This window comes from Nocardia sp. N2S4-5 (assembly GCF_044628355.1).
Lineage (GTDB): Bacteria > Actinomycetota > Actinomycetes > Mycobacteriales > Mycobacteriaceae > Nocardia > Nocardia wallacei_B.
Window position 1 is genome coordinate 147,992 of sequence record NZ_JBIUPM010000001.1, and the last position, 13,811, is coordinate 161,802.

The 13,811-nt window shown below is 69.1% G+C and carries 12 protein-coding genes and 1 pseudogene; 4 read left to right on the forward strand and 9 right to left on the reverse strand.

Going from position 1 to position 13,811, the window contains the following annotated elements; genetic code table 11:
- Nucleotides 1-6 precede the first annotated feature (6 nt).
- Nucleotides 7-687 (forward strand): hypothetical protein, encoded by a 681-nt coding sequence (locus ACFMRZ_RS00630; RefSeq protein WP_400177430.1) that lies wholly within the window; start codon nt 7-9, stop codon nt 685-687.
- Nucleotides 688-690: 3 nt separating this feature from the next.
- Here the strand turns inward: ACFMRZ_RS00630 and ACFMRZ_RS00635 are convergent, their stop codons facing one another.
- Entirely contained in the window at nt 691-1,518 is an 828-nt protein-coding gene (locus ACFMRZ_RS00635; RefSeq protein ID WP_400177431.1) for a TetR/AcrR family transcriptional regulator, read from the reverse strand.
- Between the two features lie 197 nt (nt 1,519-1,715).
- Between ACFMRZ_RS00635 and ACFMRZ_RS00640 the strand changes: the two genes are divergently transcribed.
- Nucleotides 1,716-2,513, forward strand: a complete 798-nt coding sequence (locus tag ACFMRZ_RS00640) for an SDR family NAD(P)-dependent oxidoreductase (RefSeq protein WP_400177432.1) — start codon at nt 1,716-1,718, stop codon at nt 2,511-2,513.
- A 20-nt stretch (nt 2,514-2,533) separates the two neighbouring features.
- Here the strand turns inward: ACFMRZ_RS00640 and ACFMRZ_RS00645 are convergent, their stop codons facing one another.
- The 4 genes and pseudogenes from ACFMRZ_RS00645 to ACFMRZ_RS00660 form a co-directional block, all read right to left on the reverse strand.
- Complete coding sequence (locus tag ACFMRZ_RS00645) at nt 2,534-3,724, reverse strand: acyl-CoA dehydrogenase family protein (RefSeq protein ID WP_400177433.1); 1,191 nt, start codon at nt 3,722-3,724, stop codon at nt 2,534-2,536.
- 40 nt (nt 3,725-3,764) lie between these two features.
- The gene (locus ACFMRZ_RS00650) at nt 3,765-4,982 is read right to left on the reverse strand and encodes an acetyl-CoA C-acetyltransferase (RefSeq protein ID WP_400177434.1); all 1,218 of its coding nucleotides are present in this window, start codon (nt 4,980-4,982) and stop codon (nt 3,765-3,767) included.
- Complete coding sequence (locus tag ACFMRZ_RS00655) at nt 4,975-5,853, reverse strand: hypothetical protein (RefSeq protein ID WP_400177435.1); 879 nt, start codon at nt 5,851-5,853, stop codon at nt 4,975-4,977. Before ACFMRZ_RS00655 ends, ACFMRZ_RS00650 begins: the two co-directional genes overlap by 8 nt.
- A pseudogene (locus tag ACFMRZ_RS00660) lies at nt 5,850-5,942 on the reverse strand (3-oxoacyl-ACP reductase); the annotation flags it as partial. The gene ACFMRZ_RS00655 and the pseudogene ACFMRZ_RS00660, both read right to left, overlap by 4 nt.
- Nucleotides 5,943-6,268: 326 nt before the next feature.
- On the opposite strand from ACFMRZ_RS00660, the gene ACFMRZ_RS00665 reads away from it, so the two are divergent.
- Entirely contained in the window at nt 6,269-7,720 is a 1,452-nt protein-coding gene (locus tag ACFMRZ_RS00665) for an aldehyde dehydrogenase family protein (RefSeq protein ID WP_400182741.1), read from the forward strand.
- Between the two features lie 99 nt (nt 7,721-7,819).
- Nucleotides 7,820-9,490, forward strand: a complete 1,671-nt coding sequence (locus ACFMRZ_RS00670; RefSeq protein WP_400177436.1) for an acyl-CoA synthetase — start codon at nt 7,820-7,822, stop codon at nt 9,488-9,490.
- Nucleotides 9,491-9,515: 25 nt separating this feature from the next.
- On the opposite strand, the gene ACFMRZ_RS00675 is transcribed toward ACFMRZ_RS00670, so the two are convergent.
- The 4 genes from ACFMRZ_RS00675 to ACFMRZ_RS00690 form a co-directional block, all read right to left on the reverse strand.
- On the reverse strand, nt 9,516-10,697 hold the full coding sequence (locus tag ACFMRZ_RS00675; protein WP_400177437.1) for an acyl-CoA dehydrogenase family protein: 1,182 nt from the start codon (nt 10,695-10,697) through the stop codon (nt 9,516-9,518).
- A 75-nt stretch (nt 10,698-10,772) separates the two neighbouring features.
- Nucleotides 10,773-11,426 carry a TetR/AcrR family transcriptional regulator gene (locus ACFMRZ_RS00680; RefSeq protein ID WP_400177438.1) on the reverse strand — a complete coding sequence of 218 codons (654 nt, stop codon included), beginning with the start codon at nt 11,424-11,426 and terminating at the stop codon, nt 10,773-10,775.
- Nucleotides 11,426-12,958, reverse strand: a complete 1,533-nt coding sequence (locus ACFMRZ_RS00685; protein WP_400177439.1) for a class I adenylate-forming enzyme family protein — start codon at nt 12,956-12,958, stop codon at nt 11,426-11,428. Before ACFMRZ_RS00685 ends, ACFMRZ_RS00680 begins: the two co-directional genes overlap by 1 nt.
- A complete protein-coding gene (locus ACFMRZ_RS00690) occupies nt 12,943-13,767 on the reverse strand; it encodes an enoyl-CoA hydratase/isomerase family protein (protein ID WP_400177440.1) in 825 nt (274 codons plus the stop codon). Before ACFMRZ_RS00690 ends, ACFMRZ_RS00685 begins: the two co-directional genes overlap by 16 nt.
- Between the last annotated feature and the right edge of the window lie 44 nt (nt 13,768-13,811).

Below are 13,811 nucleotides of genomic sequence, written 5' to 3' on the forward strand. Positions count from 1 at the left end.
GGACGCATGCCGCAGAACGGGCAGTCCAGCCGGCCGGGTCCGGAGGGGGGATCCGGATTCGGCGCGCAGCCGCTCGCCCAGACCGTGGCAGCGGCGGCGGCCATCCGGCGGCTCACGGGGCTACTGCTGTCGTTGGAACGGCCGCACGCGGCGGTGGACGACCTGCTCGCGCGGCTGCCCGAGTGGGAGGCCGCACTGGCGGCCGCGGCGCCGGCGGACGATTCGCCCCGGGTCGGCGCGGCGGCCGCCGAGACTCAGCGGATCTATCTGGATCACGCCTACCACATCGGATCGTTCAATCCGTGCTTCCCGGAGTACCGATTCGATCGCGTGGATGCCGAGACGGCAAGTGGCCGTGTGACTTTCCCCCTGCCGTACGAAGGACCGCCCGGGCTGGTGCACGGCGGCTTTCTGGGGGTGTTCTTCGATTGCGTCACGCAGCAGCAGAACTGCGCGGCGGGCCTGGCGGGCAAGACCCGGTCGCTGACGGTGACCTATCGCCGGCCGACGCCGCTGCTCACCGAATTGCGATTCGACATACAGCGTTCGGTCGGCGATCGCGGAATCGACTCCACGGCGCGGCTGATGCTCGACGACACCGTGCTCTGCACGGGTGTGGTCACTGCGGTCGCCGCGCCGCCGAGCGCGTTGGCGGGCACGCGGTACGGCCGGCGCCGCACGGAGTGACGACTATTTCGATGCGGCGGCCTTGGCGGGACGCCGCGAGGACGCCGCCGGTGCCTTCTTCGCGGCCGTCTTCTTCGCGGCCGCCTTCGCCGGGGTCTTCCTGGCGGAGGCCTTCGCCTTCGTGCCCGGCCCGGATTCGATCAAACGGTGTGCGCGTTCGAGAATGCAATCGAGCCCGTACTCGAAATTGTGGTCGTCCGGCGCGCCGCTGCGCAGGCCCTTCGACTGCGCCTCGGCCAGTAGCGGTGTCGTGTCGGCCGAGATGGTGAGGTGCTCGTAGTAGGCGCTCGCGCCGGCTTCCGACTCGTTGTTCTTGTCGTAGAGGCGTTGCAGCACAACCGTTCCGTGCACGTGCAACTCGACCGCCGAATACGTGTCGACGGCCTCCTCCAGCGACAGGCCGGCCTCGACCAGGCTGGCGATCACCTGCTCGGTCATCCGGGCGCCCAGTTGTGCGGCTTCCGGGCTCAGTGCCGAGCGAATCAGGATCAGGTCGCAGAGGATCGGGTTGCCCAGGAACGTCTCCCGCATCGTGCGGGCGTGTGTGCGCAGCGACTCCTGCCAGTCGGCGGCCTCGACGAACGGCGTGACGAAGGTGGCGTACTGGTGCAGCGCACGATCGGTCATCGCGTTGAGCAGGTCGTCCTTCTTGCGGAAGTACCAGTAGATGCTCGTGACGCCGACATCGAGATGCTTGCCCAGCATGGGCATGCTCAGGTTGTCCAGCGACACCTGCTCGGCCAGTTCGAACGCGCCGTCGAGGATGTCCTCCGGGTTGAGAGAACCGCGTTCGCGCCGCGGTCGTTTCTCCGCGGCTGCCCGCTTCGCCATGTGTGCGACCACCTCCGTGAAGTTCATTCGAGCGCAACCGCTTCCCGGTGCGGAAATCGGCAGCAACCTCGATAGTACCTATAACCGTAAATCATACCGCGAGGCATTCTATCGGCGCGTCGCCGCACTACTCCGACGGTAGATACTGGAACTGATACAGTAATGATCTCTGTAGAACATCGGGAGGCGGTGGCGCGATGGATTTGGGGTTGACGGGGGCGGCCGCGGTGGTGGTCGGCGGGAGCCGGGGGATGGGCCTGGCCACCGCTCGCTGCCTGGCGGAGGAAGGGGCCCGGGTGGCCGTGGTCGGCCGGTCGCGCGCGGACCTGGATCGCGCGGTGGCGGAGCTGTCCCGGCACGGCAGCCCGGACGCCGCGGGGCTGCGCGCGGACGTGCGGGACGTCGATCAGGTCGATGCCGTATTCGCCGAACTGGGGGAGCGCTGGGGCGGCGAACTCAATGTGCTGGTGAATACGGTGGGCCCGAATGTGCAGGGGCGCTTCGACATTCTGCGCGACGACCAGTGGCGCGAGGCGGTCGACGACGGGGTGCTGTCCATGGTGCGCTGCGTGCGCGCGGCCCTGCCGCTGCTCCGCACGGCCGAATGGGCCAGGATCGTCAACTTCTCCGCGCATTCGACGCAGCGTCAGAGCGTTCCGCTGGTCGCCTACACCGCCGCGAAGGCCATGGTGACGAGCGCGTCGAAGAACCTGTCGCTGCTGCTGGCCGAGGAGGAGATCCTCGTCAATGTGGTCTCGCCGGGTACCTTCGTGACACCGTCGCTGGTCGCGTGGGCGCGTTCGGTCGGCGTCGCGAGCGACGACCCGTACGAGTTGGTGGCGGCGATCGCCGGGCACTACGGGCACCCGGCGCAACTGCCGCGCGCGGGCCGCCCGGAGGAGATCGGCCCGGTCGTCGCCTTCCTCGCCTCCCGCCGCAATTCCTACATGACGGGCGCGAACATCAATGTCGACGGCGGCTCCGATTTCGTCTGACGGCCGCCAACGAGGCCGCGTCAGAGGCGGTAGTCCCGCATGACGCCCTTTCCGATGATGCGCTTCTGTATTTCACTGGTGCCCTCGCCGATGAGGAGAAACGGCGCCTCGCGCATGAGGCGCTCGATCTCGTACTCGGTGGAGTAGCCGTAGCCGCCGTGGATGCGGAACGCGGCCTGGGTGACCTCGTTGCAGTATTCGCTGGCAAGGTATTTGGCCATCCCGGCCGCGATGTCGTTGCGCTCGCCGGAGTCCTTGAGGCGGGCCGCGTTGACCATCATGAGGTGCGCCGCCTCGACCTTGGTGGCCATCTCGGCGAGCGAGAACGCGATGGCCTGGTGCTCGGCGATGGGTTTGCCGAACGCCGAGCGTTGCTGGGCATAGCGGGCGCCGAGTTCGAAGGCGCGCAACGCGATTCCGCACGCCCGAGCCGCGACGTTGACGCGGCCGACCTCGATGCCGTCCATCATCTGCCGGAATCCGCTGCCGGGGCTGCCGCCGAGCACCGTGTCCGCGGCGGCGGCATAGCCGTCGAGCAGGAGTTCGGTGGTGTCGATGCCCTTGTAGCCCATCTTGTGGATCTTGCCGGGAATCGTCAGACCCGGTGCGACGCTGCCGAACCCGGTGGGTTTCTCGATCAGGAAGGCGGTGAGGTTGTCGTGGGGGCGTTCGTGGCCCTCGTCGGTGCGGACGAGGACCGCGACCAGGTTCGCCGTGGATCCGTTGGTGAGCCACATCTTTCGGCCGTCGATGGTGTAGTCGCCGAGGGTGTCGCGGACGGCCTTGGTGCGGATGGCCGCGACGTCGGAGCCGAGTTCGGGTTCGGACATCGAGAACGCGCCGCGCACCTCACCCGTGGCCATGCGCGGGAGGAACTTCTGTCGCTGGGCGTCGGTGCCGTGCCGAGTGAGCAGATACGCCACGATGAAATGGGTATTGAGCACGCCCGAAACGCTCATCCAGCCGCGGGCGAGTTCCTCCACGCACAGCGCGTAGGTCAGCAACGATTCGCCGAGACCGCCGTATTCCTCGGGAATGGTGAGGCCGAACAGGCCCATCTCGGCCATCCGGTCGACGATGGCCTGCGGATAGGTGTCGGTGCGTTCGAGGTCCTGGGCGTGGGGAATGATCTGTTTCTCCACGAAAGCGCGTACGGCGGAGAGTATTTCGGTTTGAGTCTCGGTCAGGCCGTGGGTCTGTGCCAGTTTCACGCGGATGTCCGTTCCTGTGGGGCGGCGAACGCAACGCCGGTCATCGTGCGTCCGCTCGCTCGAAGATGGCGGCGAGGCCCTGGCCGCCGCCGATGCACATGGTCTCCAGCCCGTAACGCAGGTCGCGGCGGTGCATTTCGCGGGCGAGGGTGGCGAGCATGCGTCCTCCCGTCGCGCCGACGGGGTGGCCCAGCGAGATGCCGGAGCCGTGCACGTTGGTGCGTTCGAGATCCCGCTCGCCGAACTTCCACTCGCGCAGCACGGCCAATGCCTGCGCCGCGAACGCCTCGTTCAGTTCGATCAGATCGATATCGGCGAGGCCGAGCCCGGCCGCGCGCAGTGCCGCTTCGGTGGCCGGTACCGGGCCGATGCCCATGATGTCGGGGCGCACGCCCGCCACCGCCCACGACTCGAGGCGGACCAAGGGCGTCAGTCCGAGTTGCTCGGCCTTGTCGGGCGTGGTGACCAGGCACATCGATGCGGCGTCGTTCTGCCCGCTGGAATTGCCCGCCGTCACGGTGGATTCCGGATCCTCCCGTGCGCGAACAGGTTTCAGCCGCCCCAGGGTCTCGAGCGTGGTGTCGGCGCGCGGATGTTCATCGGTGTCGATCACCGTCTCCCGACCGTGTGCGGAGACGGTGACCGGGATGATCTGCTCGGCACTCGCGCCGCCGCGCGCGGCCTCGACGGCCCGCTGGTGCGACCGTACGGCGAGCCGATCCTGCTCCTCGCGCGGAATGTCGTAGATCCGGCGCAGGTTCTCGGCGGTCTCCAGCATGCCGCCGGGCACCGGATGCCGCCGCCCGCCCGCCGTCTCGCGGCCGCGGGTGAGGCCGTCGTGGACGCGCACACCCTCTCGGGCGCCGCCCCAGCGCATGTCGAGCGAGTAGAACGCGACATTGCTCATGCTCTCCACGCCGCCCGCGATCACCACGTCGTTTGCGCCGCTGCGTATTTGGAGGACAGCCTGGATCACGGCCTGGAGGCCGGAACCGCAGCGGCGGTCGATCTGCATGCCGCCCACGGTGGTCGGCAATCCGGCGTCCAGCGCGATCACCCGACCGAGCGCCGGAGCCTCGCTGTTCGGGTAGCAGTGGCCGAGGATGACGTCCTCGACCAGCGCGGGGTCGATGCCGGTGCGCTCGAGCAGACCGCGCAGCGCGGTGACGCCCAGGTCGACCGCGGTCAGCGACCGGAATACGCCACCGTAGCGTCCTATCGGTGTGCGGACGGGTTCGCAGATCACTGCCTCACGCATGGAATCGGTCTCCGGGAGAAGGGAATTCGGCGGTCAGGGTGGCATGGGTGCCGGATTCGCCGACAACGGCGACCGTGAGGTGGCCGTCCGCGTCGTCCTGCCGTCGGAGACGAGCGGGGCCGGGGCAGAACAGCGGTGCGAGGTTGCGGTGGCGCAGTCGCACGGGCGCCGGGTCCGGAGCTTCGCGCCGCACCGTTTCGGCGAGTGCCAGCGCCATCAGCGGGCCGTGCACCACGAGCCCCGGATAGCCCTCCACGGCGGTGGCGTAGGGCCAGTCGTAATGGATGCGATGCGGATTCGCCGTGGCGGCGCTGAAGCGCATGAGGACCGTCGGATCGGTGCGCAACTCCCAGTCCCATTCCCGCAGCCGCCGCAGCGGCGCCCCGACGGGTTCGATCGCGACCGGCGCCGCGGCGGTGGCCGGATCGGGCACCGCCGCCTCGCGATAGATCAGATTCTGCCGTTCCACCAGCGCGGGCTCGGGGCCTCCGGCGAACAGCGCGATCTCGACCACCACGACCACGAGCCGCCCGCTGCGCCCGGACTTCGGTGTCACCGACACCACCCGCGCCTCGCGGCGCACCGTCGAGCCGACGGTGATATCGCCGGACAACCACACTTCGCCGCCCGCGAACATTCGGCGCGGCAGGTCCACCGGGGGCAGGAACGCGCCGCGCGCGGGATGGCCGTCGGGCCCGAGCGACGACGACACCGGCCAGCGGGGCAGCGCCACCCAATGCCACAGCGGCGGTAGGAGATCGCCCGTCCGGGCGGCTTCCGCACCGGTGTCGAGCAGTGTCCGCAGGGCCTCGACGGGACCGGGATCGACGAGTTCTTCGGTGACGACGGTGTGCGGTGTCCAGCCGCTCACAGGAACCGCCCGCCCGTCACTTCCAGGGTCGTGCCCGTTGTACAGGCCGCCAGGAACAGCGCCACGTTCGCGACCTCCTCGGGTCGTCCGGTCACGTGCCCTCCTATTGTCGAGCGTTGTCGTTGTCTTTATCGTAAGCGCAACAGTATTGGTTCGGAAGGAACTGTATGGTCGCTGCGTCTTCCGTGCAAGGCTACCGGCAAAACGCCTGGGCTTCTTCGAAAACCCACGTCTCCGGCCCTGTTCTCGATGCTACAGTTTGGCTTACTGGATCATTCACTGTTCGACGTCGTCGTCCACTTGTAGGCGGAGCCCCGAGGCGAAAGGCGCCACGATGAATACCGGAATCACCGAGCAGCCGATCGGCGACGCCGAAAAGCGAGACGCTGTAGCGGATTTCGCGACACCGGCCGAAATCCTGGCGGTGCAGCGCCGCGCCTACCTTCGCGAGGGGCCGCCCACGATCGCGGTCCGCCGGCACCGGATCGACCGGTTGCTCGCCATGGTCCTCGACAACCTCGACGCGTATGTCGACGCCATGGTCCGCGACTTCGGGACGCGTTCGCGCACCGGAATCCTGTTCGCGGAGATCATGGGCATGCTCTCGACCATCGAGCACACCCGCTCGCACATCGGTAAATGGATGCGCCCGAGCAATCCGAAGCCGATGGCTCGCCTCTACGGGATTCGTGCTCAGGTGCAACCGACGCCGCTGGGCGTGGTCGGCATTATCGGGCCGTGGAATTTCCCGCTCCAGCTGGTTGTGGTGCCGGCCGCGGCGGCGTTCGCGGCGGGTAATCGGGTCATGATCAAGATGTCGGAGGTCACCGCGCACACCGCGGAACTGACCCGTGCGCTGGCGCCCGGCTACTTCGACCAGGCCGAGCTGGCGGTGGTTACCGGTGGGCCCGAGGTGGCCGCCGGATTCGCCGAATTGCCTTTCGATCACCTGTTTTTCACCGGATCGACCCGGGTCGGCCGGTTGGTGCAGCGCGCCGCGGCCACCCATCTCGTCCCGGTGACCTTGGAGCTCGGCGGGAAGAATCCGGTCGTCGTGGCGCCGGACGCCGATATTTCCCAGGCCGCCGCCCGCATCGCCCGCGCGCGAATGGTCAACGGCGGGCAGGTCTGCGTGAGCCCGGACTACGTCTTCGTCCCCGAAGCCCGCATCGACGCCTTCGCCGACGCGCTGCGAGCGGCGTTCCGGGACATGTTCGCGACGATCACCGCCGACCCCGACTACACGGCGTGCGTCGACGCGGCCAACTACGAGCGAGTTCTCGGCCTCATCGATGACGCCCGCGCCCGGGGCGCCCGTGTCGACGCGATCGCGCCGCCCGGCGAAGCGCTGCCCGAACGTGTTTCGCGCAAGATCGCGCCGACCATCGTCCGCGACGTCACCGACGAGATGCCGATCGCGACCGAGGAGATCTTCGGTCCGGTGCTCGTGTTGCGGCCCTACTCGTCGATCGCCGATGTCGTCGACCATCTGAACGAGCGGCCCGCGCCGCTCGTCGCCTATTGGTACGGGCCCGACGGACCGGATTTCCGTACCTTCGTGCGACATACCCGCAGCGGCGGCGTCTCCCGAAACGACTTCGCGCTCACCATGTTTCCGGAGAACGCGCCGTTCGGCGGCATCGGGCAGAGCGGTATGGGCGCCTATCGCGGCAAGGCCGGTTTCGACACCTTCACCCACTATCGCACCATCGCGGGGGCGGACCTGCCGTTCGTCGTCACCGCTCTGGCCGCGCCGCCGTTCACCCGGCCGCTGCGCGGGGTCATCGATGTCGTCCTGCGCTTCACCCGCCGCCGGACGCGCCGGCGGGTCGGGGGATCGGTACCGACCCGGGGTGCCCGGCGATAGCGAGACGATTCTCCGGCTATTCTCGTAATCTTTCCCGTAATGCTTACAGTCGGGATATTCTGACTAGGGTTGTCCACCCCCGAGACCGAGGAGGCACCGTTGTCTCGTTCCGTGGCCGAATCCGAATCGTCGACGTCGCCATTCACCCTCGTATCCGCGATCGACGCCGCCGCGTCCGCCCTGCCCGACCGGGAGTTGGTCGTGCAGGGTGACCGGCGATTCACCTATGCGCAGATCGCCGAGCGATCGAAGCGCTTGGCCGCCTACCTGCGTTCCCGTGGACTGGGTTGCCACACCGAGCGCGAGGTGCTCGCGGGGCATGAGGTCGGGCAGGATCTGCTGGGCATCTACGCCTACAACGGTCCCGAGTACATCGAGGGGCTGGTCGGTTCCTTCCGCGCCCGCGTGGCGCCGTTCAACGTCAACTATCGGTACGTCGAGGACGAATTGCGGTATCTGCTGGCGGATTCCGGTGCGACGGCGCTCATCTATCACTCCGCCTTCGCGCCCACGCTCGCCGAGGTGCTGCCGGAGCTGCCGAACCTGCGGGTGCTCATCCAGATCGCCGACGATTCCGGCAATGAATTACTCGACGGCGCAGTCGATTACGAGACAGCCATCGCGTCCGCCCCGCAGGATGCCACGCTCCCGCAGGCTTCCCCCGACGATCTCTATGTCTTGTACACCGGCGGCACCACCGGCATGCCGAAGGGCGTGCTGTGGCGTCAGCACGACATCTTCATGGCCGCTTGCGGCGGCCGCGACAACAACACCGGCGCGGTGGTGAGCTCCTACGACGAGATCGCGGCGCGAGCGATGTCGAATCCCGGTGTCGGACTGCTCATCCTGCCGCCGCTGATGCACGGCGCGGCACAGTGGGCAGTGCTCACGGCGATGACCACGGGGCAGACGATCGTGCTCGCACCGGTGGTCGACCGTCTCGACGCCGAGTCGGTCGCGCGCACCATCGAGCGGGAGCGCGTGTCCATCGTGATCGTGGTCGGCGACGCGGTGGCCCGGCCGCTACTCGCGGCGGTCGAGGCGGGCGTGGCGGATATGTCGTCGCTGGCGGTGCTGGCCAGCGGCGGGGCCGTGCTGAACCCGCGGCTGAAGCAGCGCTGGATCGATGCGGTGCCCGGGCTGGTCGTACTCGATGCCGTCGGTGCGTCGGAGACCGGCGCGCAGCTGCATCACGTGTCGGCCGCGGGATTCGTATCGACCGGTACGTTCGCGGCCGGTGCGGATACCTGCGTGGTGGCCGAGGATTTCAGCGCGGTACTCGAACCGGGCCACAAGGGGATCGGGTGGCTCGCGCAGGGCCGCTTCACCCCGCTCGGGTACAAGGGCGACGCCGCCAAGACCGCCGCCACATTCCCGGTGGTCGGCGGCGCGCGTTTCGTGTTGCCGGGGGACCGGGCACGACATCTGGCCGACGGCGCCATCGAACTGCTGGGCCGCGACGCGGTCACGATCAACTCGGGCGGCGAGAAGATCTTCGCCGAGGAGGTCGAGCTGGCGATCTCGTCCCATCCGGCCGTCGCCGACGTCGTGGTGGCGGGCCGCCCGAGTGAGCGGTGGGGCAGCGAGGTCGTGGCGATCGTCGCGGTGTCCGCGGCGGTGAGCGCGGCGGAGCTGATCGCGCACGCCGCGGAATTGATTGCGCGGTACAAGCTTCCGCGGGCGGTCGTCTTCGTGCCGGAAATCGTGCGCAGTCCGGTGGGCAAGGCCGACTACCGCTGGGCCCGCGAGCAGGCGATCGCCGCGACCTGATACCTGCGGGCCGAGCGCACCGGACTCAGCGGCGCGTCGCGCTCTTGACCAGACCGCCACCGATGATCAGGCGCTGGATCTCGCTGGTGCCCTCGTAGAGACGCAGCAAACGGACGTCGCGGTAAATGCGTTCGACGGCGACGCCGCGCATGTAGCCGGTGCCGCCGTGCACCTGCACCGCCAGATCGGCGACTGTGCCCGCCATTTCGGTGCAGAACAGCTTCGCCGCCGAGGGCGCGATGCGCCGGTCCTCCCCGGCGACCCAGGCCCGTGCCGCGTCGCGGACCAGGGCGCGTCCCGCCATGACACCGGTCTGCATATCCGCGAGCATGGCCTGCACCAGCTGGAACTCTCCGATGGGAGTGCCGCCCTGGGTGGCCGTGGCGGCGTAGGCGACGGACTCGTCGAGGGCCCGCTGGGCGGTGCCCACCGCCAGCGCGGCGATATGGATGCGACCGCGGGCCAGCGAGGTCATCGCCGCGCGGTAACCGATGTCCTCGTTACCGCCGACCAGCGCGTCCGGCCCGACTCGCACGTCCTGGAAGCGCACCTCCGCGGTCCAGGCGCCCTCCTGCCCCATCTTGAGATCCTTGGGCCCGACCTCGACGCCCGGGGTATCCGCCGGGACGAGGAAGACCGAGATCCCGGGTCCGTCCGCGTCGGCGGGCCGGGTGCGGGCGAAGACGACGAACAGATCGGCCAGCGGGGCATTGGTGATGAATCGCTTCTCGCCGTTGACGATCCAGTCCTCGCCGGATCGGGCGGCCGAGGTCCGCAGCGACGCGGGGTTGGATCCCGCCCCGGATTCGGTCAGCGCGAACGAGGCCACCACCTCGCCCGAGGCGATGCGGTCGAGCCACCGGGACTTCTGCTCGGTCGTGCCGAAGCCCACCAGCACCTGGCCCGCGATCCCGTTGTTGGTGCCGAACATGGAGCGCAGCGCGAGAGTGGTGTAGCCCAGTTCCATCGCCAGTTCCACATCCTGCGCGAGATCCAGGCCGAGACCGCCCCACTCGGCGGGGATGGCGTAGCCGTAGAGACCCATCGACTTGGCCTGCGCGGTGATCTCGTCCGGCATGCGGTTCTCCGCGGCGATCCGCTGCTCCTGCGGCATAACGACGGAGCGGACGAAAGTCCGTGTCTGCACCAGGATTTCGCGAAAGTCCTCGTCGGTGAGGGCGTCGGCTCCGGTGGACATGCTCGGCATGGCAGGCCTCCTCGTCTGCGGCACCGGACGCGCGTCCGGCGCGGTGCGGGTGTGGTGCGCCCGTCGGCTCGCGGGTTACGGCGACGGGCCATCATAGCGGGGCGATGCGGCGGCTCGGGCGGCAAGGAAATCGTCGACGATGCGGACGCAATCCGCGCGGGTGGTGCGGCCGGGACCGATGAGCCGCGTGAAGAGGATGGGGCCGAACAGCTGTGCCGGGGCCACGGAACTGTCGAGGTCACGGCGCGCGGCGCCGTCGTCGGCTCCGGCGAGAAGTTGGTCCAGGGGGCGGCGATACAGCTCGACCAGACGTCCGCGCAGCGCGCCGGCCTCCGAGTCGGCGGCGTCGCCGTTCGCGAACCAGGCGAGCATTGCCGCATATAGGGGAGCGGTGTCGATGAATGCCGCCTGCCGGTAGACCAGATCGATGAGCCGATCGCGGAACGATCCCTCGGCGAGTGGCTCGGCCCGCGGAGGCAGCAGTCGCTCCAGCGCGGCGGCCCGCAGCCGGCGGACGCTGCCGAAGTGGCGGTACAGGGTGGCTCGCGCGACCTTCGACACGCGCGTGACCGCCTCGACCGTGACCGCCTCCGCGCCACCGGTTTTCAGCAAATCCGTCGCGGCGTCGAGCAATCGGGCCCGCGATCGGAGCCGCCGCGGGTCCTCGTCGTGCGGATCGCCGGGTGTCGCTATCAGCCCGCCCGAGTCGTCGACCACGTGCGGGGCCATCAGCGGGCGCGGTGCTCGGCGCCGTGTCGGACCGCTCCGGCGGGAGCGTCGAAGTGGCTCCGGACCGCGGTCAGATCCGCCTTGCCCGACGGTGTCCGCGGGATCGCGGCCACGATCGCGATCTCGGCGGGAATCTCATAGGGCGCCAACCGGGTTCGGAGGTACTCGATCAGAGCGCCGGGCCGGGCCGACCGCGCGTGGCGCAGTTCCACCATCGCCACCGGGGTTTCGCCGAGGCGCTCGTCGGGCCGTGCGACGACCACCGCGCCCGACACCGCGGGATGGCTTTCCAGCGCGGCGCGCACGTCGTCCGGCATGATCTTGAACCCGCCCCGGATGATCGCCTGGTCCGCCCGGCCCAGAATCCACAGGAATCCGTCGGCATCGATGCGGGCCATATCGGTGGTCCGGATCCAGTCGGCGGACGGTCCGAGCTGACCCGGCACGACCTCGAGCAGGCCGGGCCGGTCCGGCCCCAGGACGGTACCGTCCTCGTCGACCACCCGCAGTCGCGCCCCGCCGGTCGCGCGGCCGACGCTGCCGCGCTTGGCATCCCAGTATTTTTGATGGTCGGCCAGTGTCCAGCCCGCGACGCCGCCGCCGAATTCCGTTGCGGCATACGAGGTGAGGACGGGAATGCCGAATTTCTCGCGGAACGCGTCGGCGTCGGCGGCCGACAGCGGCGCGGTACCCGAGGTGACGACCCGGATACCGGCCAGGTCCGCCGCGGTCAGGTCGGAATGCAGCACCATGCGCAAGGCCGCGGGCACCAGCGAGACGGCCTTGGGCCGGTGGGTGCGCACGGCCCGCGCCCAGCGCTCGAGTTCGAATCGCGGGAGCAGCACGAAGGGGCGTGCCTCGGCGACGCATTGCAGGACCCGGAACACGCCACCGATGTGCACCAGCGGCGCGTTGACGATCGCGACGCCGCGTCGTGGTTGCGCCGGTGCCGGCACCGCGTCCGGATCCGGGCCGATCACGCTGCGGGCCAGCATGTCGTAGGTGATGTCGATGCGTTTTGGCGGCCCGGTGGTGCCGCTGGTCAGCATCCGCACCGCGACCCCGGACCGGGTCGTGCCGGTGTGCGCGCGGCGCCCGGCGGAGGCGCTCAGCCGCAACTCGCCGTCGAGACCGGAGATCGACACCGCGGCGGTGCCGGGCGGCAGGGCGTCCAGCGTCGACAGATCCTCGGGGGCGCCGATGATCAGCGGCAGCCGCAGGTCGGCGATATCGGCCCGGGTGCGTTCGTCGCCGCGGGCGGGATTGATCACCACGACGGTGCCGTTGCCCAGCAGGACCCCGAGAAACGCCGCCACATGCTCGGGCCGGTTGCGCAGCAGGACTCCGACCTGTCGCCGGCCGACCGGATGCGCGGTGGTGAACGAGCGGACGCGCAGCGCCACGTCGGTCAGCTCCCGCCACGTGTGCCACCGGTCGTCGTATTCGATCGCGGGCGAATCCGGTTGCAGCGCCAGGGTATCGGCAATCCGGCGGCTGAGCGCATGGTGGGAGTAACTCATCGGCAATGCCATTGCGGCTTCCTCTTCTCGACGAAGGCCCGCGGGCCCTCCAGCGCGTCCTCGGTCCGGGTCACCCGTTCGCGGAATGCCTCCGCGAGCAACTCGGCCTCGTGCAGCGGCACGTCGAGGCCCTTGACGATGGCGAGCCGGGTGCCCCGAACCGCCAGGGGCGCATTCGAATTGACGATGTCGGCGAGTTCGTGCGCGCGCTCCAGCAGCCGATCGTGTTCGACCACCTCGGTGACCATGCCGAGGTCGTAGGCGCGCTGCGCGGTCATTCGCTCGTGCTTGCCCAGCAGCGCCATGCGCAGCGCGACGGTCCGCGGCAGCACCCGGGCCAGGCGCACCACCTCGCGGCCGGCCACGAGCCCGATGCTGACGTGCGGGTCGAAGAAGGTCGCGCGCTCGGAGGCGATGACGATATCGCCGGTGGTCACCCAGTCCAGCCCGGCGCCGCAACACAATCCGTTGATCGCCGCGAGGATCGGCTTGGTCATGGAGCGGAACGGCGGCGTGCCCTCCTGGGGCGCCTCCCACTGCTCGTAGGTGGACAGATACGGCCGCTCGTTGATCACCTTGCCGTCGCCGGGGATGGCCTTGACGTCCGCGCCGGTGCAGAACGCGCGACCGGTGCCGGTGACGACGATCGTCCAGACGTCGTCGTCGTTCTCGGCCTCGTCGTAGGCGGTGCGCAACTCGGTGATCATGTGCGGGCTGAGCGCGTTGAGCGCGTCCGGGCGGTCGAGGGTGATCGTGGCCGTATGCCCGTCGACGCGGTACTTGATGGAATCGAACGGCGTAGATGCTGCGGAGCGGACCATACTGATATATATACAGTATAGAATACCGTTAGTCTCCCGAAAGG

Excerpts from the sequence above, each read along its gene's own strand:
- ACFMRZ_RS00630 (WP_400177430.1), top strand. The coding sequence starts at position 7 with ATGCCGCAGAACGGGCAGTCCAGCCGGCCGGGTCCGGAGGGGGGATCC.
- ACFMRZ_RS00635 (WP_400177431.1), bottom strand. The coding sequence starts at position 1,518 with ATGGCGAAGCGGGCAGCCGCGGAGAAACGACCGCGGCGCGAACGCGGT.
- ACFMRZ_RS00640 (WP_400177432.1), top strand. The coding sequence starts at position 1,716 with ATGGATTTGGGGTTGACGGGGGCGGCCGCGGTGGTGGTCGGCGGGAGC.
- ACFMRZ_RS00650 (WP_400177434.1), bottom strand. The coding sequence starts at position 4,982 with ATGCGTGAGGCAGTGATCTGCGAACCCGTCCGCACACCGATAGGACGC.
- ACFMRZ_RS00675 (WP_400177437.1), bottom strand. The coding sequence starts at position 10,697 with ATGCCGAGCATGTCCACCGGAGCCGACGCCCTCACCGACGAGGACTTT.
- ACFMRZ_RS00680 (WP_400177438.1), bottom strand. The coding sequence starts at position 11,426 with ATGGCCCCGCACGTGGTCGACGACTCGGGCGGGCTGATAGCGACACCC.
- ACFMRZ_RS00685 (WP_400177439.1), bottom strand. The coding sequence starts at position 12,958 with ATGGCATTGCCGATGAGTTACTCCCACCATGCGCTCAGCCGCCGGATT.
- ACFMRZ_RS00690 (WP_400177440.1), bottom strand. The coding sequence starts at position 13,767 with ATGGTCCGCTCCGCAGCATCTACGCCGTTCGATTCCATCAAGTACCGC.